This is a genomic window from Streptomyces sp. NPDC046866 (genome assembly GCF_040704625.1).
Classification (GTDB): Bacteria; Actinomycetota; Actinomycetes; order Streptomycetales; family Streptomycetaceae; genus Streptomyces.
Genome location: NZ_JBEYXN010000038.1, coordinates 23,968 through 43,901 on the forward strand (window position 1 = coordinate 23,968; position 19,934 = coordinate 43,901).

Below are 19,934 nucleotides of genomic sequence, written 5' to 3' on the forward strand. Positions count from 1 at the left end.
GACGGCGGCAGCTGACCGCCCGCCCGGGTCCGGTGCCCCCTCCAAGCGGGTGAGACGCCCCGTGCGGCCGCGCGCCGCCGGGTCCGGCGGGGCAGCCATCAGGTCGGGCCGGACAGGCCCGTCCCGAACACACTTGGAGGCGACATGGGGCACGGCGGGAACGTGATCGACGAGCTGATGGCCGACCACCGCGAGGTGAAGCAGATGTTCGGCCGCATGCAGATGATGACCGGAGCCGGACAGGAGCTCCGCGATCTCGTCGACGAGATGACCATCGAGCTGGTGCGGCACTCGGTCGCCGAGGAGCAGTACCTCTACCCGGCGGTGCGCGAGCACGTCGAGGGCGGCGGGCGGATGGCCGACAAGGAGATCGAGGACCACGACCGCGTCGAGAAGATGCTCAAGCGGCTGGAGAAGATGAGCAGCGACGACGCGGAGATGACCCCGCTCCTCCAGCAGCTCATGCAGGAGGTCACCGCCCACATCGAGGACGAGGAGACCAACCTCTTCCCCATGCTGAGGAGAGCCTGTACCCCCCAGCAGCTGGACGATCTCGGTGACAAGATCCGCCGCGCCAAGGCCATGGCGCCCACCCGCCCGCACCCTGCCGCACCGAGCAGCCCCACGGCCAGCAAGCTCCTCGCGCCGGGTGCCGGCCTGGTGGACCGTGCGCGCGACTTCGTGACCGGCCGCGGCAGCTCCTGAACCCCCGCCTCGGGCGGCGGGCCCGCACGTGCGCGCGCGGGGCCGCCGCCCCCCGGACGGACGGTGACGTGCGTCATGCCGCACGTCCTCCGCTTCCGGCTACGCTGGTCGCCCACGAGCGGAGCGGCGCAGCTTCGCGCCGCAGCTCGCGGGCCCGGCACGGGCCACGGCGAGCACGCCCCCGAGGAAGCCGCAGTGTCCGCCGATCTCACACCCGTCATAGCCGCCGGCACGCGCTGGCTGCTGACCGCCTTCCCGCCCTCGGGGGGCGCGTTCAGCCAGGCCCTGGCCGAGGCCCAGGCCCGGCAGGCCGTCACCCTCGCCGCTGCCCTGCGGTACCCGACGCCGCTCGACGCACAGCTCCTGCATCTCCTCGGCCCGGGTGGAAGCACCCGGCTCGACTGGCTGACCGGAGCCGATCACGGCGGCGACGCCGAAGCCACCGCCGACGCCGACTGGCGGACCTGGGTGGACGAAACCGTCGTCAGCTGGGCCGCCTGCCTCCTCGCGGCCCCCGCCCTCGCCCTCGCCGCCCACCGCCTCGTCGATCGCGGCGAGGCCGGTGAGGTCACCCGCCTCACCCGCCCCGGTGCCCGCGAACACGACGCCGCCCCCCTGCTGCGCCACCCCGACCTGCTGGAGCCGGTCGCCACGCTCCACCGGGCGCTGCTGCTGGAACTGCTGGACAACGAGAACGCCGCCCTGGGGTAGGGCGGCCCCGACCCGTGTCACGGGGCCATGTGCCCGACCGCAGCACGCGGTCCTCGACGACGTGCCCCGGCGAGTGGCGGGCCCTGCGTTGGTGGTCTGCTGCGGGGCTGCCTTCGTCGCCGCCTGCTTGTTCGTGGCCGTCCGGACGCTGTAGCCGGGGCGCGGCCAGGGCTCCGCGCTGTCGACGGGACGGGGCACGACCGCTGCCACGGCGTGCAGGACATCCTGGGTCGCCGCCGCCCGGCGGCCTTGCCCCCGGGGTCCCTGGCCGTCGGAGCGGCCGGAGACCTTCGGGGCGTCAGGGCAGGCGGTCAGGCCGTGCAGCGGATCATGGTCAGCGGGGGGTTCGCGGTGTAGTCCGCCCAGTACTCCTCGCCGAACTTCTCCACGCCGGCGGCCGAGATGTGCAGCGGAACCCACTCGATGCCGGTGAACCCGGCCGCCTCCAGGGTGTGTTCGTACGTCTCCTTCGACGGCACGACGGCCTCGAAGGAGACCGGCGGGTCGAGGAGGGCGGTGAGCCGGATTCCGGTGCCGATCTCGTTGTCCTTGCCGGTCGCCTCGCACAGGAACCCGTACTTCTCCAGCGACGGGCCGCTGAAGTCGAACGCCGGGTCCTGCACGAACAGGTAGAACGCGCCGCCGGGCACCAGGCTGCGCCGGATGTTGCGCATCATCCGCTCGATCTCGGCGACATCCGCGGCGTAGTTGAACGCCTGCACGGCGACGGCGACGTCGAACGGCCGGTCGAACTCCCGCAGGGTGGCGGTGTCGCCGACCTCGTACTCGATGCCCAGGGGCTCGGCCTGCTCCAGCGCCTTGGCCGCGTCGACCATCGCGCCGGAGATGTCGAATCCGAAGACGCGGGACGCGCCGCGGCGCTTGAGCTCGCGGCTGTAGAAGCCGGTCCCGCAGGCGATGTCGAGGACGGACTTGCCCGTGACGTCGCCGACCAGGGCGAGGAAGCCCGGTACCTCCCCGTAGCGGATGACGGGCAGGGTCTTGAAGCCCTCGAAGGCTTCGCCGATACCGTCGTACAACTGACCACTCATCGTGGTTCCCCCTCGATTTGCGGCGTCGGCTCCCCTAACGAGCCGCGGCCCTCGGTGGAGAGTCTCCTGCCTCGTCCGCGCGAATTCTTACTGGCAGAAAACACAAAGATCATCGGCGTTCCGCTGAGATGAATCCAACAGCCGCCGTTCACTCCGGCGCGGGAGGGACGCGCCTGGCTTCGGCGATGAGGAGGGCGACGTCGTCGTGGTCGTCGGGGTGGCGCAGGGCGTGCAGGAGCCAGTCGCAGGTCTCCTCCAGGGGCCGGCGCGGTTCGTCGAGGGTGCTCAGCAGCGTGTCCAGGCGGTCGTCGATGGGGTGGTGGCGGGTTTCGACGAGGCCGTCGGTGTACAGGATCAGCCGGTCGCCGGGCCGCAGCTCGAAGGACGCGGTGTGGAACGGGACGCCGCCGACGCCGAGCGGCGCGCCGGTGGGGAGGTCGAGCAGTCGGCGGTGGCCGTCGGCGGCGTCGAGGACGGGCGGCAGGTGCCCGGCGTTGGCGATGCGGCAGCGGTGGTCGTGGGGGTCGTAGACGGCGTAGATGCAGGTCGCGATGTAGTGCTCGAGCCCTCGGGTGATCTTGTCGAGGTGGTACAGGACCTCGTCGGGCTCGAGGTCGAGGTCGGCGAAGGCGCAGGTGGCGGTGCGCAGGCGGCCCATGGTGGCGGCGGCGTCGATGCCGTTGCCCATGACGTCGCCGACCACCAGGGCGGTCTTGTCGCCGGCGAGGGGGATGACGTCGTACCAGTCGCCTCCGACCTCCTGGGTGGCCAGGGCGGGCTGGTAGCGGGAGGCCACGTCCAGTCCGGTGAGCGGGGGCGGTTGGCCGGGCAGGAGGCTGCGCTGGAGGGTTTCGGCGGTGTTGCGGACGCTCTGGTGCCAGCGGGCGTTGTCGATGGCGACGGCGGCCCGGGCGGCGATCTCCCCGGCGAGGAGGACGTCGTCCTCGTCGAAGGGCAGGGGGTTCCGGGCCCGCAGCAGGTCGAGCACGCCGAGTACTTCGTTGCGGGCGATCAGCGGTACTGCGAGGTAGGAGTGGACGCCTGCGTGGGCGAAGGTGGCCGCGGCCTGGGCGTCGCGGGCGATGTGCTGCAGGTCGTCGCGGTCGGCGTGGGCGACGACGATGGGCTGTCCGGTGTGGACGCATCGCGTGATCAGCCGGTCGGCTCCGTACGTGGCGAGGTCGCCGACGGCCAGCGCCGCGGCGGTGGCGTCGGTGGGGTAGGCGGCGGCCACGGCGAGTGCCCGGAACATCTCCGGGCCGGGCTCGTGGGAGGGAGTGGTGGGGCGGAAGGCGAGGACGTCGTCGAGGACGTCGACCGTCGCGACGTCGGCGAGGTCGGGCACGGCGACGTCCACCAGCTCCTTCGCGGTGTGCTCGACCTCCAGGGTGGTGCCCACGCGGGCGGAGGCGTCGGCGATCACGGACAGGCGGCGCCGGGCCCGGTCCGCCTCGGTGGTGGCCTGGTGGCGTTCGCTGACGTCCACCACCGAGTTCGCCACGCCGATCACCCGGCCGCTGGAGCCCTCGACGCGGAAGTACGACACGGACCAGGCGTGATCGTGGTCGGGGTCGGCCGGGGTGCGGCCGACGGTGTACTGGTCGATCACGGGCGTGCCGGTGAGCAGGACGTGGCGCATCGCGGACTCGATCGTGTCGAGGTCGAGGAAGGTCAGGATGTCGCGGGGGTGCTTGCCGATGTGGTCGACGGCCGGGATGCCGTTGATGCGCTCCAGCGCCGGGTTGATCAGCATGTAGCGCAGGTCGGTGTCGAGGAGGGCGATGCCGATGGGAGCCTGCGAGACCAGGCGCTGGGAGAGCGCCAGGTCGGTCTCGACCTGCTGCAGCGTGGTCCGGTCGGCGGCGATGCCCAGGGCGTAGGTGTCGCCGAGGTCGTCCAGCAGCCGCATGTTGCGGAACTCCACCAGGCGCGTGCTGCCGTCCTTGTGCCGGATGGGGAAGGCGCCGGCCCAGCTCGCCCCCGTGTTCATCACCTCGGCGAAGAGCCTGGTCACCAGGTCCCTGTGTTCGGAGCGGACCAGCATGGCCGCGTACTGCCCCAGGGCCTCCTTGGCGGTGTAGCCGAAGACCTCCTCGGCCTGGGGGCTCCAGAACACGATGCGCCCTCGGGTGTCGAGCACGATCGCGGCCACGCTGAGCAGGTCGAGCAGTCCGCCCGGCGGCGCCGGTCCCGCCCGGTCGCGCTCGTGCTGCAGCGGCTCGTCTGCGCCCATGGCTCAACGCTCCCTGCCTCAACGCTCCTGCTCCGCGCGGCCGGCTCGGGCGCGCCGGTCGAGGGCTGTCTTCCCTCCATGTTCCTCCCTGACCCTGTCGTGGACGATCCGGTGGCCTCCGCGCGCGCCGACGGCCCCCTCGGAGGCGGCGGTCGCCGGTTGGCGGACGGTGATGGCGCAGGCACCGCCGGTCGCCGGCCTGCGCCCTCGACGCCACCCGTTCGGAGTAGTCACCGCGCCTGGGGACGGGTCGCGCAGCCACCCTGGAATTACCCGAACGGGCTAACCCCGAGAGGAGCAACCATGCACGTCAGACGAATGCTCGGCCTGGCGCTCGCCACCCTGGCCTTCGCAGGGATCAGCGCGACGGCGTCCTTCACGGCCGACGCGGCCACGCCCCAGGTGTCCTGGGGGGACTGCAAGTACGGCCACGGCTACCCCGTCAAGCACAGCAACGGCTACTGGTACTGCCAAGGCGGCACCTACGACGGCCAGAGGATCTACGGCACGACCGGCTACTGACTCCGCACATCCCCTCGGGCCGCCGGTTCACCCCGGCGGCCCGAGGGCCGGCTTCGGGCCGCCCGGCGACCCTGAACGGCCGGCCCGCCGCTTCGGGCCCGGCGTGAGCGGGGTCGGCAGGCCGGGGACTCCTCCGCCGATCGGACCGCTCGCGTCGCTGCCGCCTCACGCTCACCCTTAGCATCGGATCCAACACAGTCGGCTCGCGGGGCGCCGCCTGCCTGTGCCAGGACGGACGGGTCTGCCGAAGGGGTCCGAGGTGAGGTCTGAGTCCGATTCCCAACCGGCCGCGGGAGCCGTGGCCGCCCCGTTGCGCCGTACTGCGCGCGAGCGGCGGCGCCGGTGGCGGGCGCTTCCCCTGGCCCTGGGCATCGCGCTCAGCACGATCGCCCCCCTCCTGCAGGTCGACGTCGCGCTGGCCACCGGTGAGCAGCCGGCAGGAGCCCGCAGAGGTGTGGAGCCGGGTACGGAGTGCCGGCCCACGCTGACCGGTGTCGCCCATCAGGATGACGATCTGCTCTTCATCAACCCCGAGGTCCAGCGCCTGGTCCGCCGCCGGTGCGCCGTCGGCACCGTCTACCTGACCGCCGGAGACGCCGGACACTCCTTCACCGAAGACCGCTACGTGCAACGGCGCGAGGAAGGATTACGGGCGTCGTACGCGGCGATGGCGGGCGTGGCGAACCGCTGGCACCGCAGCGATCTCACCGTACGGGGCCACCGCCTGGTGTCCTTCGTCCTCGACGAGCGCCCCGACGTGCGGCTGGTCTTCCTCCGGCTGCCCGACGGGTTCTCCAAGGGGGCGGGGAGCGCCCGGTACTCGGGGCAGAGCCTGCTGAAGCTGTTCCGCGGGCAGACGGCGCGCATCAGGGCGGTGGACGGAGCGGGCTCGTACACCAGGGAAGAGCTGACCTCGGTGATCTCCGGCGTCGTATCGCTCCTGAAGGCGCAGCGCATCCTGACGCTCGACTACGACAGCACCACCTTCGGGGTCGGCCCGCCGAATCCGGCCGATCACAGCGATCACGAGATGACAGGGCGGTTCTTCAGGAAGGCCGCCTTCCTTGCTCCCGCCCGGCCGGCGGTCGCGTCCTACGTCGGCTACGGCCTCTCCCTGCTGCCGGCCAACCTCACTCCGCAACAGCGGCGCGACAAGGAAGCCGCCTACGCCGCGTACCTGCGGTACGCGGGATGCCCGAAGGGGCCCTGCCCGGCCCGACCCGCCCTGAGCCAGGCCTTCCGCCGGTGGATGGCCCGGGAGCACACGCGGTTCCACCGGCGGCCCCGGCCCGGCGAGATCGTGTCGGCGATGGGCCACACGAACGCGAAGGCTGCCGTCGAGCGCTGTCTCACGAGGGGCCTCGGCCGGTTCGCGGGCACCGCCGTGGCGACGGCCGACTGCGACGGGCGTCCGGGGCAGCAGTGGACCTTCGCGGGCGCCACCGTCAAAGACGCCGGGTCGGGGGCGTGTCTGACCGCTTCGACGGAGGTCGCCATGGCACCCTGCAGCGGTTCGGCCGCCCAGACGTGGTGGCGCGACGCGGACGGAAGGATCGGAACGGGCAGCCGCTGCCTGCACCAGGACGACCTCGCGATGCCGCGCCCCCGCCTCACCCTGGCGCCGTGCGGCCCGTACCAGCCGGAGGTGCGCTGGCAGTGGTGACGGGCGACCGGACGCGACCGGACGGCGTCCGGGCCGGCGTTCCCCGAACAGCGGCGCGGCGCCGCTCCCCTACGCCGCCGTGTGGGGCACCCAGACCGCGGCGTGGAAGGGGCCGTTGGCCGAGGACGGGTCGGCGGGCGGAAGTGCTGCGCTGCCCGCGACGGTGCCGTGGCGGTCGGCCTGCGCCGCGGCGGAGTTGAGGCCGCCGAGGGAGGCCAGGTAGGTGAGGCCGCCGTTGTCGGCGCGGGCGACGAAGGCGAAGGAGTTGGGGGCGTAGTTGTTGCCGACCAGGAGGTTCCCGGCGATCTGCCTGACCTCGGTGACACCGCGCCCGGTACCGATCACGGCACTCGTGTGCGTCAGGAGGTCGAAGGAGCTGGCGAGCATGCCGTCGCCGCCGACCACGGTGCGCCCGCTGACCAACTGCGCGGTCAGGAGGCGGGAGCCCAGGTCCGTGCGGACGCCGGTGCGGAGGTCGTAGGCGTATCCGGTGAGGCGGTTCTCGGCCGTTCGCGACTGGCCGACCACCGTGGAACCGCTGATGTCGTTGGCGGTGCTGGAGCTCCCGCCGAGGGTGCCGAGATCGGTCATCTTCCGCGTGCGCAGGTCGTACGCGAATCCGTGCACCGTGGTGGCGGGCGTGTCCGGCAGGGAGGAGCTGCCCACGACGATCGCACCGCGGACGGCCGCCGCGGTGCTGCCGCCCGACGGGCCGGCGAGGCTGCCGAGATCGGTCATGGTCCGGGTGCGCAGGCTGTACGCGAAGGCGTGGGCGACCCCGTCACCGGGCAGCGACGAGGTGCCCACCACGGTGTCGCCGTCCAGACCGGTGACGTGCGTGCTGCTGCCGCCGAGCGTGCCGATGTCCACGAGCCGGCCGGTCCGCAGGTGGTAGGTGAAACCATGGGTCGGGCCGTCGGCGGAGAGGTCCGACTCGCCCACGGCGTAGTCCCCCTGCACGCGGGTCGCACGGCTGGAGTGCCCCAGCGTGCCGAGATCGGCCATGGTGTGCCGGCGCAGGTCGTAGGCGAAGGCGTGTTCGGCGGCGTCGCCCTTGGTCAGTGAGCTTCCGACGACCGTGTTGCCGTCGATGGCGGTCGCCTTGCTGCGGGTACCGCCCAGGGTGCCGAGGTCCTGCACGGTGTACTGCACGGGTGGCGGCGGCGGCGCCTCCTCGGCGGACGACCTGTCAGCGGCGTACGCCGGAGCCGCTCCCGCGGCGAGCAGGCCCGCGACCACCAGGGTCCAGGCCCGTGAACGCATGCGCATGATGCCCCCCTGCTCCTGCAACGAACGATCGGGACGAACACGGTGCGGCAGACCTCTGCGCCCTCCCCGAGCAGGGGGCCGCCGATGGTGCACAGCCCCCACTTGTACGCCGGTTCCCCTCGACCCGACAGTGAGCGTTCGGCCACGAACCGGACCCGGTCCGACCGCTCAGGCGCCCAGGGCGGTGATCTCGGCGTCGAGCCGTGCGGCCAGCGCGTCGAGATCCTCCTCCGCCGGGGCGCCGGAGGAGCCCAGCGCGTCGACGAGGTCGCGGCCCGCCACGACCTCGACGGCGCCGGCGTAGCGCGGCGAGGTCAGGCCGCCCGTCGGGACGACCTCCGTCCGGCCCTCCAGCAGGACCAGCGAGTGGTCCCGGCCCGCCGGATCCAGCAGCGCGCGGACCTGGTCCCGGGTGACGTGCATGCCGCGCCTCCTCACCGGCCCGAGGGACCGGGTCCGCCGCTCTGCCGACGCCGCCCGCTCCCGCCTCCGGCCTCGTCCTCGCGGGCCGCCGCCCGCTCCTCCCCCGCCTGTACGCCCTTCAACGGCTCGCCGCTGCCGGTGCCCGCGCGGTGGTACCCCTCCCGCGCGCCGGCCGTGCCCGGCACGGTGCGCTCGTGCGCCTGGCTCTCGGATCCGGAGTGGGCTCCGGGTTCTTCCTCGTCGCGCGCCCGCGCGAACCCGTCTTCGTTCTGCCGCTTCGGCCGGCTCATGTCGGGCTCCTCTCCGGTGGCCCCGGGCGGGGAGCCCGGGGTGCGCACTGCGAGCGGCCGCGGCCGCCGGTCACGGTGCGGCCTGCGTGCGCCGGTGGGCGTCTTCCCGGCCGGCGAGCCGCCAACCCGCAGCTCCGCCGCGTGCTGCGCACCGGCCCCGCGGGGCCGGGCGCGGCGAACGGCGCCGGGGTCTCGGCCCCGCTGCGCGGCCGTCGCCGCACCGGGCGCGCATAGTGGTGGGGTGAGCACTGATCGTGATGCTGTAGAGGGCGCCGGCACCGGCGGCGGGGAGGCGCAGGTCATCGTCGTGGGGGCGGGACCTGCCGGTTCCGCCGCGGCGGTGCACCTGGCCCGCGCGGGCCTGGACGTCCTGCTGCTGGAGAAGAGCGATTTCCCCCGGGAGAAGGTCTGCGGCGACGGACTCACCCCTCGCGGCGTCCACCAACTGGTGCGCATGGGCATCGACATCAACGCGCCGGGGTGGATGCGCAACCGGGGCATGCGCTGGGTGTGCGGCGGACACCAGGTCGAACTCGACTGGCCACGCCTGGGCACCCTGCCCGACTTCGGGCTCACCCGCAGCCGCCACGACTTCGACGACCTGCTCGCCGCGCACGCCCGCAGCGCCGGTGCGCGCGTGCACACCCGCGTCAAAGTGACGGCTCCGCTGACGGACCGGGCCGGCCACGTCATCGGGGTCTGCGCCACGCGCGGACCGGATGGGGAGCCGGTGCGCTACCGGGCGCCGCTCGTCGTCGCGGCCGACGGCGCCTCCGCGCGGACGGCCCTGGCCCTCGGGCTCCAGCGCGACACGCACCGGCCCGTCGCGGCCGCCGCCCGCCGGTACTACCGCAGCGCGGCCCGCACCCACGACCCCTACCTGGAGCTGTGGGCCGACCTGCGCTGCCCGGGCACCGGACGGGACCTGCCCGGATACGGCTGGGTGTTCCCCCTGGGGGACGGGCGCGTCAACGTGGGCCTGGGCGCCCTGCCGCAGCACCGCCACGACCGGCCGGTGGACCTCCGCGCCGCGCTGGAACACTGGCTGCGGCGCACCCCCGAGCACTGGGGCCTGTGCGAGGAAAGCGCCGCCTCGCCCCTGCGCAGCGCACCCCTGCCGATGGGCCTGAACCGGCGGCCGCAATACCGGCGGGGACTGCTCCTGGTCGGCGACAGCGCCGGCATGGTCAGCCCCTGGAGCGGAGAAGGCATCGCGCAGGCCATGGAAGCCGCGGAGGTCGCCGCCGACACCATCGCCCTGGCCCTCGCGCGGCCCGCCGGACCACGGCGTGAACACGCCCTGCAGCACTACCCGGCGCAGATCCGCCGCCGCTGGGGCCGCTACTACCGGCTCGGCAACCTCGCCGGGGACCTCGTCTTCTCCCGCTACGGCTTCCGGCCCCTGCTCCACCCGCGGGTCATGGCCTCGCCCGCACTCCTCCACACCCTGGCCCGTCTCCTCACGCAGGTGACCGACGAACCCGCCCAGGACACCATCGACGCCGTCCTGCACACCCTGCTCCGCCTCGTTCCCACCCCACGACGTTGATTTTCTGAAAATTGCTGCAACATCTTGCAGGCCTGGATAGGGTGAGGCCGCTCCTCGACCACCCGTGAAGGGACCCGAATCCATGCAGGGACCGAGACGCCGGCACGCGAGCGCCGGCGCGGCGGCGGCGCTGGCCGGCGCCCTCCTCTTCAGCGCTTCGCCGCCCGCCGCCGCGGACGCCCCGGCGCAGACGCCGATCCACTTCCAGGTGACGACCCGGACCGACTGGGGCGACCAGGTCTTCGCCGTCGGCGACGCTCCGGCCCTCGGAGCCTGGGATCCGGCACGGGCCGTGCCCCTCGACGCGCACGGCTACCCGGCCTGGACCGCCGACGCGCTCGTCGCCTCCCACACCCCGGTCGAGTACAAGTACCTGGTGAAGAAGGCCGACGGAACGATCACCTGGGAGGAAGGCGCGAACCGTCTCCTGCGACCCTGGGACGCCCCCGTCACCACCCGCGACACCTTCCGGGTCAGTGCCGGCACGCCGGCCTCCGGCATCGCGCCGACGTGTGCCGGCTGGTCCGAGAGCTGGCGCTACACCTCCGTCTTCAACGGCTGCGGCGGCGCGTACACCCTCCAGGTGCTCTACCGCGACGGCAGCACGTCGACCTGCCGGGAGGTCGCCGCCGCGACCGCCACCTTCCCCGGGTACGGCCCGTACGAGAACCACCCGGTGGCCGTCAGCCACTGCTGACGGCGCGCAGTCCGCTCCGGTGCGGGCCTCGGCTCCCGTCCGGGTCCACGGAAGGCCGTCCCGGGGTGTGTGCCCGCGCGCGGTGCAGCATCCTGCGGGTATGGGATCGATCATCGTCCTGTTCGAGCTGGAACCGGACCGCGCCATCGGCCCCGACGGCGTCGAGCCCGTCGTGGTCCGGGTCCACGCGGCCGGCGCCGACCCGGACGTACCGGAGGACCCGGCGCCCCGCACGCTGTGCGGGAAGGACACCGACCCGATGGAGCACGCGCACTACCGGCCGGAGGCACCGGGCGAGCCGTGGTACCCGCCCGCGCTGGAGGAGCGGCGGTGCCACGCGTGCGAGGCGGCGCTGCGGCTGCTCTGAGCGCCCTGCGCCGCGTCCCTCAGCCCGGGCGGGATTCCTCGGCCAGCCCGGCGGTCCAGCCGAAGGGGAGCTCGGCGCCGTCCACGGTCACCGCCTCGACCGCCCGCGTCTCCGGATCGATCTCGGCCTGCACCCCCTCACCGGCGTAGCGCGGATAGCCGGAGGCGCCGAGCGCACCGGTGAGCTCGACGCGGGCGGTGCGCAGGACGGTCTCGCGGCCCCGTTCGGCTTCGGAGCCGGGGTCGGCGGGCGGGCCCGGGTGCAGCACGATCGTGTACCGCTCGGGGACGGCGGCCCGGCCGGGCTCGGCGGAGGCAGTCATGGGGGCAGGCTAGTGACCGGCCGGGCCGCGGGCGCGGAGGCGGGGCGGGGAGTCGCCCCTCCGGCCCTGTGCAGCCGGCCCGCAGAACGACGCGGCGCATGCGTTTAGCCGCTGATGGCGCGGTTAGGCGCCCGGTACCGGGAGGCTCTCCCGCCGCCCGGGGATCACCACGGGAGGTGACGGCGATGGTACTGCCGATCCGACGACACGGCAGCAGTCCTGGTGCTGTGCTGCGGGGGCGGGACCCCTTCACCGAGTTCGAGAGCATGTGGGACCAGATGGGCCGGTATCTGGAGCAGGCCGCGGCGCCCGCCGCGGGCGGCGGGGTCTGGCTGCCGATGGCCGAGGAAGCCGAGAGCGGCGACTCGTACACCGTCAAGCTCGAGCTGCCCGGCTACCCGGCCGACAGCATCGACATCGAGGTCGAGGGCGAGGAGCTGATCGTCAGCGGCGAGCTGTCCGAGGAACACCACGGCAAGGTCCTCAGCAACCGGCGGGCCGCCTTCATGTACCGGACGAGTCTGCCGACCGGAGCGGACCCCGAGCGTTGCGACGCCGACCTCACCGACGGCGTGCTCACCCTGACCATCCCGAAGACGAGCCGGCAGCAGCGCCACAAGATCGAGATCGGGCACAAGGAGCAGCGCACCGAGGGGAAGACGCCCGGTGAACTCGGGGGTGAGAGCGGCATGACCCCGGTCGAAGCGCACAACACCTTCGTCGCGGGCGCCACGGCGCGGGCCGAGGAGGAACAGGCCGGCCGCGCCGCCGGCGGCACTCCCGGCACGGCCACGCCGGGAGAGCCGGAGTCGGGCCTCTGACCCGAGCCGCATGCGTTCTGTCACCGCCCGTGCCGTCGTGAGTGTCGGCACGGGCGGTGCGTCGTCTGGGCCCCCGCCGTCACTGACATTGACCAGCGCCACATTCTTGACAAGAGGCCACTCAAGTTTTATCCCGGAATCAGATCAGACATATGGACTGAACTGACCACAAGACGGCTATGCGATCAGAACAGGAGGCCACGACGATGGCCAAGGCTGTGGGTATCGACCTGGGGACGACGAACTCCGTCATTGCCTCGTACGAGGGCGGAAGCCCGGCAGTGATCCCCAACACCGAAGGCGGGCGCACCACGCCTTCCGTCGTGGCGTTCACCGACGCCGGCGACCGCCTCGTCGGACAGCTGGCGCGCCGGCAGGCGGTGCTGAACCCCCAGGGCACCGTGTATTCGGCCAAGCGCTTCATGGGCCGGCGTGTCGGCGAGATCGGCACCGAGGCCGAGCAGGTCTCCTACGAGGTCGTCGCCGGCCCCGAGGGTGCTGTCCGGTTCTCCGTACGGGGGAAGTCCTACGCGCCGGAGGAGATCTCGGCCGCGGTGCTGCGCAAGCTCGCCGACGATGCCTCCAAGCAGCTCGGTGAGAAGGTCACCCAAGCGGTGATCACGGTTCCGGCGTACTTCAACGACGCCCAGCGCCAGGCAACGAAGGACGCGGGACGCATCGCGGGCCTGGAGGTGCTGCGCATCATCAACGAGCCGACCGCGGCCGCGCTCGCCTACGGGCTGGACAAGAAGAAGCACGAAACGGTGCTGGTCTTCGACCTGGGCGGCGGGACCTTCGACGTCAGCATCCTGGACGTGGGCGACGGAGTCGTGGAGGTCCGCTCCACCGCCGGCGACACCCACCTCGGCGGCGACGACTTCGACCGCCGCCTGGTGGACCACCTCGCGGAGGAGTTCAAGCAGCAGAACGGCATCGACCTCCGCAACGACCCGCAGGCCCTGCAACGGCTCTACGAGGCGGCGGAGAAGGCCAAGGTGGAGCTGTCCAGCGCCGCGCAGACCCAGATCAGCCTGCCGTTCGTCACCGCGGACGCCTCGGGCCCCAAGCACCTGACGGCCACCGTGACCCGGGCGACCTTCGAGCAGATCACCGCCGACCTGGTCGAGCGGTGCATGGGTCCCGTGCGCCAGGCGATGGCCGACGGCAAGGTGACCGCGGACGATCTCGACGAGGTGATCCTGGTCGGCGGTTCCACCCGCATTCCGGCGGTCCAGACGCTCGTGCGCCGGCTCACCGGCGGCAAGGAACCCAACATGTCGGTCAACCCCGACGAGGTGGTCGCGCTCGGGGCGGCGGTCCAGGCCGCGGTGCTCCAGGGCGAGGTCAAGGACGTGCTGCTGCTCGACGTCACGCCGCTCTCCCTCGGCGTGGAGACGCTCGGCGGTCTGATGACGAAGCTGATCGAGCGCAACACGACCGTCCCCACCCGGCGCGGCGAGGTGTTCACCACCGCCGAGGACAACCAGCCGGCCGTGGACGTGGTCGTGCTGCAGGGCGAGCGGGAGCGGGCCGCGGACAACCGGGTCCTGGGCCGGGTTCGCCTGGACAACATCCGTCCGGCGCCGCGGGGCGTGCCCCAGATCGAGGTCACCTTCGACATCGACGCCAACGGCATCCTCAGCGTGTCGGCGAAGGACAAGGACACCGGCGCCGAGCAGAGCATCACGGTCTCGGGCAGCGGCACCCTGGACGAGGCCGAGGTCCAGCGGATGCTCCAGGAGGCCGAGCGCAACCGGGAGGAGGACGTCCGGATGCGTGCGCTGGTCGAGGCGCGCAACGAACTGGACAGTGCCGCCTACCAGGTCGAGCGGCGGCTGGGCGAGCTGGGCGACGCGGTCGCCGTCCACGACAAGGCCCGCGCCGAGGCGCTGATCGCCGATGCCCGCCAGGCCGTGAAGGAGGAGGCGCCGCTGGACCGCGTCCGGTCGCTGACCTCGGACCTGCAGCAGGTCCTGCACGGCCTCGCCTCGCCCGGCGGTGGCCCAGGTGCGGACGGCGGTGCCGGCGGCGGCCCGGGAGCTCCTGGTGCCGGGGGCGCGGCCGACGGAGACGACGTCATCGACGCCGAGTACACGACGCGATGACGGCGCAGGACAGAAGGCGCATGCGGACCAGGGCCGCAAGGAGCGCAGAGGGCAGGGCAGCCGCCGGGCGACCGGCCCGGCGGCGGCCGGCGAACGTACAGCGGGGCGAGCGAGGTGAACCATGAACGACAAGCAGGCAGAGGCCCGGCCGTGGCTGCAGGACGAGAACCGGCCCGCCGCCGACGCGCCCGCCCCGCCCCCCGACGGCCGTCACGGGGCGGCACCCGACAACGGCACCGACCCCGGCACCGACACCGGGACCCGGGCCGGTGTCCGGGCGGCCGTCCAAGACGACGCCGAGGTCGCCGAACTGCGCGACCGTTGGCAGCGGGCGGTGGCGGAGACGGAGAACCTCCGCAAGCGCTGCGCACGACAGCTCGAGGACGTGCGCCAGAGCGAGCGGGACCGCGTGACCGCCGCCTGGCTGCCGGTCCTGGACCACCTGGAGCTGGCGCTCCAGCACGCCGATGCGGATCCGAAGTCGGTCCTGGCCGGGGTGGAGGCGGTCTGCCAGCAGGCGTTCGGCGTACTGGCCCAGCTGGGCTACCGCCGCATCGCCGAAACGGGCGAGCCCTTCGACCCCTCCCGCCACGAGGCCGCGCAGGTCCTCGACGAGCCGGACGCCACGCCGGGCAGCGTCCTGCGCGTCCTGCGTCCGGGCTACGACCGGGAAGGCGGGCTGCTGCGTCCGGCGATGGTGTCGGTGGCGAACCGATCGCAGGAGTGAGGATCCCCCATGGCGACCGCGAACCGCGACTACTACGAAGTGCTCGGCGTGGCCCGGGACGCCACCGCCGAGGAGATCCAGCGCGCCTACCGCAACCTCGCGCGCCGCTGGCACCCCGACCTGAACAAGGAGCCGGGTGCTGAAGAGCGGTTCAAGGAGATCGGCGAGGCGTACGACGTCCTCTCGGACCCGGAGCGCAGGGCCGAGTACGACCGGTTCGGCGACGCCTGGCAGCAGGTGGCCGCGGGCCGCTCGGCCGGCCGCGGCGACGGCCGGCGGGCGTACGCCCAGGCCGGCGGACCGGACTTCGTCGGCTTCGGCACCGGCGGCGCGGGCGCAGGCGCGGGCTTCGGCGGCGGGGGAGGCACGGGGTTCGAGGACCTGTTCGGCGACCTGTTCGGCGGCAGGGGCTTCGGCGGCGGGTACGCCCGCGCCGGCATGCCCGGCGCCGACCAGCGGGCCGAGATCGCGCTGAGCGTGGAGGACGCGTACGCCGGCGGCCGGCGGACCGTCACCCTGGCCACTGCCGCCGGCCCCCGCAGCTACGAGGTGAACATCCCGCCCGGTGTCACCGACGGGCAGCGCATCCGCCTCGCCGGGCAGGGCGGCAGCGGAAGCGGGGGCGGCCCGTCCGGTGACCTCTACCTGGTCGTGCGCCTGGCCCCGCACCCCCGCTACCGCGTGGAGGGCCGCGACATCACCGTCGACCTGCCGGTCACGCCCTGGGAGGCTGCGCTCGGGGCCTCGGTCCCGGTGGAGACCCCCGGCGGGCCGGCGCGGGTGGACCTGCCGCCCGGCTCCTCCAGCGGGCGCCGGCTGCGGCTGCGGGGGCGCGGCCTGCCCAGCCCCCGGGGTACCGCGGGCGACCTGTACGCCCAGGTGAAGATCATGGTTCCGCCCGATCCGGAGCCCGCCGAACGCGAGCTGTTCCGGCGTCTGGCCGAGCAGTCCCGGTTCGACCCGCGGGCGAACCGCGGCACCACGGGAAGGGGGTGAGCGGCGATGGCAGAGCACCCGCGGAACGGCGCCGCGACCTACCCGATCGTACGGGCCTGCGCCCGCCGCCGGGCCCGCGCCACCCTCGGCGAATTCGCCGCCGTGACCGGCCTGCACCCGGAACTGGTGCGCCGCTACGTCGCACTGGGCCTGTTGGAGCCCGACGGCGACCCGGCGGGAGGGACGTGGTTCGGCAGCGCCCATCTCGTACGGGTGGCACGCATCCAACGCCTGCGCACGGATCTCGGACTGAACTACACCGCCGTGGCGGTGGTCCTGGACCTGCTGGAGCGCATCGAAGAACTCGAGGCCGCGCCACCGCGGCGCGGCATCGTTGACGGGAGGTGAAGACCGTGGACATGAACCGACTGACCCAGAAGTCCCAGGAAGCCCTGCAGGACGCCCAGACGAAGGCACTGCGCTTCGGCCACGTGGAGGTCGACGGAGAACACCTCCTGCTCGCCCTGCTCGACCAGAGCGACGGGCTGGTCCCCCGGCTGCTCGCCTCCGCGGGCGCCGACGCGGACCAGACCCGCGCCGAGGTCGAGGCCGCGCTCGGCCGCCGGCCGCGGGTGTCCGGCCCCGGAGCCTCGCCCGGCCAGGTGTTCCTGACGCAGCGCCTGTCACGGCTCCTGGACACCGCCGAGCAGGAGGCCGGACGGCTCAAGGACGAGTACGTGTCCGTCGAGCACCTGATGCTGGCCCTGCTCGCCGAGGACACCGGCACCGCGGTCGGCCGCATCCTGCGCGACCAGGGCCTGAACCGGGAGCGCTTCCTGGACGCGCTCACCGCGGTACGCGGCAACCAGCGCGTGACCTCGGCGACGCCCGAAGCCACCTACGAGGCGCTGGAGAAGTACGGCCGCGACCTCGTCGCCGAGGCCCGCTCCGGCAAGCTGGACCCGGTCGTCGGCCGGGACGCCGAGATCCGCCGCGTGGTGCAGATCCTTTCCCGCAAGACGAAGAACAACCCGGTACTGATCGGCGATCCCGGAGTGGGCAAGACCGCCATCGCGGAGGGGCTGGCCCAGCGCATCGCCCACGGCGACGTTCCGGAGGGACTCCGCGACAAGATCGTCTTCGCCCTGGACATGGGGTCCCTCGTGGCCGGCGCCAAGTACCGCGGCGAGTTCGAGGAACGGCTCAAGGCCGTGCTCCACGAGGTGACCGCCGCATCCGGGCGGATCCTGCTCTTCGTCGACGAGATGCACACGGTCGTGGGCGCCGGCGCCGCGGAAGGCGCCATGGACGCGGGGAACATGCTCAAGCCGCTGCTGGCCCGCGGCGAACTGCACATGATCGGCGCCACCACCCTCGACGAATACCGCAAGCACGTGGAGAAGGACGCCGCGCTCGAACGCCGCTTCCAGCCGGTGATGGTCGACGAGCCGAGCGAGGAGGACGCCGTCTCCATCCTGCGCGGCCTGCGCGAACGCCTCGAGGTCTTCCACGGGGTCAAGATCCAGGACAGCGCCGTCGTCGCCGCCGTCACGCTCTCGCACCGGTACATCTCCGACCGGTTCCTGCCCGACAAGGCCATCGACCTCGTCGACGAGGCCTGCGCGATGCTCCGCACGGAGATCGACTCGATGCCGGCGGAACTCGACGAACTCAGCCGGCGGGTGCGGCGCCTGGAGATCGAGGAGGCGGCGCTCGCCACCGAGGACGACCCGGCCGGCCGGACCCGGCTGACCGGCCTGCGCGAGGAGCTGGCCGCCGCCCGCTCCCGCGCCGACGCCCTCCGCGCCCAGTGGGAGGCCGAACGGGCGGCCCTGCGCACGGTCCAGACGCTGCGTGAGGAGATCGAGCACATCCGCTACGAGGCCGAGGAGGCGGAGCGCTCCTACGACCTCACCCGCGCGGCCGAGCTGCGCCACGGCAGCCTGCCCGACCTCGAACGCCGGCTCCAGGCGGCGGAGGAGCAGCTCGCCGCCGAGCGCGGCGGGCAGCGGCTCCTGCGGGAGGTGGTCACCGAGGACGAGATCGCCACCATCGTCGCCCGCTGGACGGGCATCCCCGTCAGCCGGCTCCTGGAAGGGGAACGGCAGAAGCTGCTGCGCCTGGACGAGATCCTCCACGAGCGGGTCATCGGCCAGGACGAAGCCGTCCGCCTCGTGGCGGACGCGGTCATCCGCGCCCGCGCCGGGGTCAAGGACCCGCGCCGGCCGATCGGGTCCTTCCTCTTCCTCGGTCCGACCGGCGTCGGCAAGACGGAGCTGGCCAGGACCCTGGCCGCGGCCCTCTTCGACACCGAGGACAACATGGTCCGCCTCGACATGAGCGAGTACCAGGAGCGGCACACCGTCAGCCGTCTCGTCGGCGCTCCGCCCGGATACGTCGGCTACGAGGAAGGCGGCCAGCTCACCGAGGCGGTACGCCGCAAGCCGTACTCGGTGGTGCTGCTGGACGAGGTGGAGAAGGCCCACGCGGACGTCTTCAACACGCTGCTCCAGCTCCTCGACGACGGGCGGCTGACCGACGCCCAGGGCCACACGGTCGACTTCCGCAACACCGTGATCGTCATGACGAGCAACATCGGCTCCCAGCACCTGCTCGAAGGGGTCACCCCGGACGGCGAGATCAAGGAAGGAGCGCGAGCGGCCGTCATGGAGGAGCTGCGCCGTCACTTCCGGCCGGAGTTCCTCAACCGGGTCGACGACGTGGTCCTCTTCAAGCCGCTGACGCTCCCGGAGATCGAGCGCGTCGTGGACCTGCTCACCGAGGACCTGCGCCGCCGGCTCGCCGACCGCAGGCTGTCGCTCGTCCTCACCGAGGCGGCCCGCCGCCACATCGCGGCCGAGGGGTTCGACCCGGTCTACGGAGCCCGGCCCCTGCGCCGGTTCATCCAGCGCGAGGTCGAAACCCGCATCGGCCGGGCCCTGCTCGCCGGCGACATCGCCGACGGCTCCACGCTCACCGTGGACGTCGAAGGCGGCTCCCTCGCCATCGGCGTCGACGCGCCGCGGGAGCCGGCTGCGGCGGCTGCGGCCGGAAACCTGTGAAGAGGAAGGATGCCACCATGACCGACACGTCGCCCGACCGCAGCGGATGGAGGGCCCTGCTCGAGGAGGTGACCGCTTCTCACGCCGGAGAACTCGCCACGATCGAAGTGCTGGACCCCGAGATCGGGCACCAGTACGAGGCCGAACGGCTGCCCTTCTCCTACGTCGCCTACGACCCGAAGAACGATGTCGTGGTGGTCGGGGTCGGCGGCCGTCCGCCGCGCTACCCCGTCGTGCTGCGCCACATGGTGCCGCACCCGAAGGGAGTCGACACATCGACACCCGACGTCCGTGAGGCGGCCGTCCGCGTTCTGGACCCCGACGGCACCGCCACCCTGATCACCTTCTTCCCGGCCGCCGACACGCAGGCGCCTGACAACGGCACCACCCGCTAGACGGCTGAACGGAGGTCGGCCCGTGTGGCCGCGTGCCACGAAGGTCCCCTGACGTCCCGGTCCCGTCCCGTCCCGACCAAGAACG

At 73.0% G+C, this 19,934-nt stretch carries 20 protein-coding genes; 14 read left to right on the forward strand and 6 right to left on the reverse strand.

Going from position 1 to position 19,934, the window contains the following annotated elements:
• The first annotated feature begins 144 nt into the window (after positions 1-144).
• Together AB0953_RS32990 and AB0953_RS32995 are read left to right on the forward strand one after the other, a co-directional pair.
• Entirely contained in the window at positions 145-705 is a 561-nt protein-coding gene (locus AB0953_RS32990) for a hemerythrin domain-containing protein (RefSeq protein ID WP_366863266.1), read from the forward strand.
• 195 nt (positions 706-900) lie between these two features.
• The gene (locus AB0953_RS32995; protein WP_366863267.1) at positions 901-1,416 is read left to right on the forward strand and encodes a hypothetical protein; all 516 of its coding nucleotides are present in this window, start codon (positions 901-903) and stop codon (positions 1,414-1,416) included.
• A gap of 311 nt (positions 1,417-1,727) precedes the next feature.
• Here AB0953_RS32995 and AB0953_RS33000 read toward each other — a convergent pair whose 3' ends face one another.
• Positions 1,728-2,468 (reverse strand): class I SAM-dependent methyltransferase, encoded by a 741-nt coding sequence (locus AB0953_RS33000; RefSeq protein ID WP_366863268.1) that lies wholly within the window; start codon positions 2,466-2,468, stop codon positions 1,728-1,730.
• 148 nt (positions 2,469-2,616) lie between these two features.
• Positions 2,617-4,701: a SpoIIE family protein phosphatase gene (locus AB0953_RS33005; protein WP_366863269.1), complete on the reverse strand. Its 2,085-nt coding sequence runs from the start codon at positions 4,699-4,701 to the stop codon at positions 2,617-2,619.
• A gap of 303 nt (positions 4,702-5,004) precedes the next feature.
• Between AB0953_RS33005 and AB0953_RS33010 the strand changes: the two genes are divergently transcribed.
• Together AB0953_RS33010 and AB0953_RS33015 are read left to right on the forward strand one after the other, a co-directional pair.
• Positions 5,005-5,223 (forward strand): hypothetical protein, encoded by a 219-nt coding sequence (locus AB0953_RS33010; RefSeq protein ID WP_366863270.1) that lies wholly within the window; start codon positions 5,005-5,007, stop codon positions 5,221-5,223.
• Between the two features lie 259 nt (positions 5,224-5,482).
• Positions 5,483-6,886: a PIG-L family deacetylase gene (locus AB0953_RS33015; RefSeq protein WP_366863271.1), complete on the forward strand. Its 1,404-nt coding sequence runs from the start codon at positions 5,483-5,485 to the stop codon at positions 6,884-6,886.
• 69 nt (positions 6,887-6,955) lie between these two features.
• Here the strand turns inward: AB0953_RS33015 and AB0953_RS33020 are convergent, their stop codons facing one another.
• The 3 genes from AB0953_RS33020 to AB0953_RS33030 all read right to left on the reverse strand — a co-directional run bounded on the left by AB0953_RS33020 (position 6,956) and on the right by AB0953_RS33030 (position 8,868).
• A complete protein-coding gene (locus AB0953_RS33020; protein WP_366863272.1) occupies positions 6,956-8,155 on the reverse strand; it encodes a hypothetical protein in 1,200 nt (399 codons plus the stop codon).
• 168 nt (positions 8,156-8,323) lie between these two features.
• Complete coding sequence (locus tag AB0953_RS33025; protein WP_366863273.1) at positions 8,324-8,578, reverse strand: hypothetical protein; 255 nt, start codon at positions 8,576-8,578, stop codon at positions 8,324-8,326.
• A gap of 11 nt (positions 8,579-8,589) precedes the next feature.
• Entirely contained in the window at positions 8,590-8,868 is a 279-nt protein-coding gene (locus AB0953_RS33030) for a hypothetical protein (protein ID WP_366863274.1), read from the reverse strand.
• A 241-nt stretch (positions 8,869-9,109) separates the two neighbouring features.
• Between AB0953_RS33030 and AB0953_RS33035 the strand changes: the two genes are divergently transcribed.
• The 3 genes from AB0953_RS33035 to AB0953_RS33045 all read left to right on the forward strand — a co-directional run bounded on the left by AB0953_RS33035 (position 9,110) and on the right by AB0953_RS33045 (position 11,481).
• Positions 9,110-10,417: a geranylgeranyl reductase family protein gene (locus AB0953_RS33035; RefSeq protein WP_366863275.1), complete on the forward strand. Its 1,308-nt coding sequence runs from the start codon at positions 9,110-9,112 to the stop codon at positions 10,415-10,417.
• A gap of 82 nt (positions 10,418-10,499) precedes the next feature.
• Positions 10,500-11,114 (forward strand): carbohydrate-binding module family 20 domain-containing protein, encoded by a 615-nt coding sequence (locus AB0953_RS33040; RefSeq protein ID WP_366863276.1) that lies wholly within the window; start codon positions 10,500-10,502, stop codon positions 11,112-11,114.
• 100 nt (positions 11,115-11,214) lie between these two features.
• Complete coding sequence (locus tag AB0953_RS33045; protein WP_366863277.1) at positions 11,215-11,481, forward strand: hypothetical protein; 267 nt, start codon at positions 11,215-11,217, stop codon at positions 11,479-11,481.
• A 19-nt stretch (positions 11,482-11,500) separates the two neighbouring features.
• Here AB0953_RS33045 and AB0953_RS33050 read toward each other — a convergent pair whose 3' ends face one another.
• A complete protein-coding gene (locus AB0953_RS33050) occupies positions 11,501-11,803 on the reverse strand; it encodes a hypothetical protein (protein ID WP_366863278.1) in 303 nt (100 codons plus the stop codon).
• A 185-nt stretch (positions 11,804-11,988) separates the two neighbouring features.
• On the opposite strand from AB0953_RS33050, the gene AB0953_RS33055 reads away from it, so the two are divergent.
• From AB0953_RS33055 to AB0953_RS33085, 7 genes are all read left to right on the forward strand, one after another.
• On the forward strand, positions 11,989-12,624 hold the full coding sequence (locus AB0953_RS33055; RefSeq protein ID WP_366863279.1) for an Hsp20/alpha crystallin family protein: 636 nt from the start codon (positions 11,989-11,991) through the stop codon (positions 12,622-12,624).
• Between the two features lie 206 nt (positions 12,625-12,830).
• On the forward strand, positions 12,831-14,729 hold the full coding sequence (gene dnaK / locus AB0953_RS33060) for a molecular chaperone DnaK (RefSeq protein ID WP_366863280.1): 1,899 nt from the start codon (positions 12,831-12,833) through the stop codon (positions 14,727-14,729).
• A gap of 121 nt (positions 14,730-14,850) precedes the next feature.
• Positions 14,851-15,456 carry a nucleotide exchange factor GrpE gene (locus AB0953_RS33065; protein WP_366863281.1) on the forward strand — a complete coding sequence of 202 codons (606 nt, stop codon included), beginning with the start codon at positions 14,851-14,853 and terminating at the stop codon, positions 15,454-15,456.
• 9 nt (positions 15,457-15,465) lie between these two features.
• Entirely contained in the window at positions 15,466-16,452 is a 987-nt protein-coding gene (locus AB0953_RS33070) for a DnaJ C-terminal domain-containing protein (protein ID WP_366863282.1), read from the forward strand.
• A gap of 6 nt (positions 16,453-16,458) precedes the next feature.
• Positions 16,459-16,800, forward strand: a complete 342-nt coding sequence (locus AB0953_RS33075) for a chaperone modulator CbpM (RefSeq protein ID WP_366863283.1) — start codon at positions 16,459-16,461, stop codon at positions 16,798-16,800.
• Positions 16,801-16,805: 5 nt separating this feature from the next.
• Positions 16,806-19,454 carry an ATP-dependent chaperone ClpB gene (clpB, locus tag AB0953_RS33080; protein ID WP_366863284.1) on the forward strand — a complete coding sequence of 883 codons (2,649 nt, stop codon included), beginning with the start codon at positions 16,806-16,808 and terminating at the stop codon, positions 19,452-19,454.
• A gap of 17 nt (positions 19,455-19,471) precedes the next feature.
• Complete coding sequence (locus AB0953_RS33085; RefSeq protein WP_366863285.1) at positions 19,472-19,849, forward strand: DUF5335 family protein; 378 nt, start codon at positions 19,472-19,474, stop codon at positions 19,847-19,849.
• The last annotated feature ends 85 nt before the right edge of the window (positions 19,850-19,934 follow it).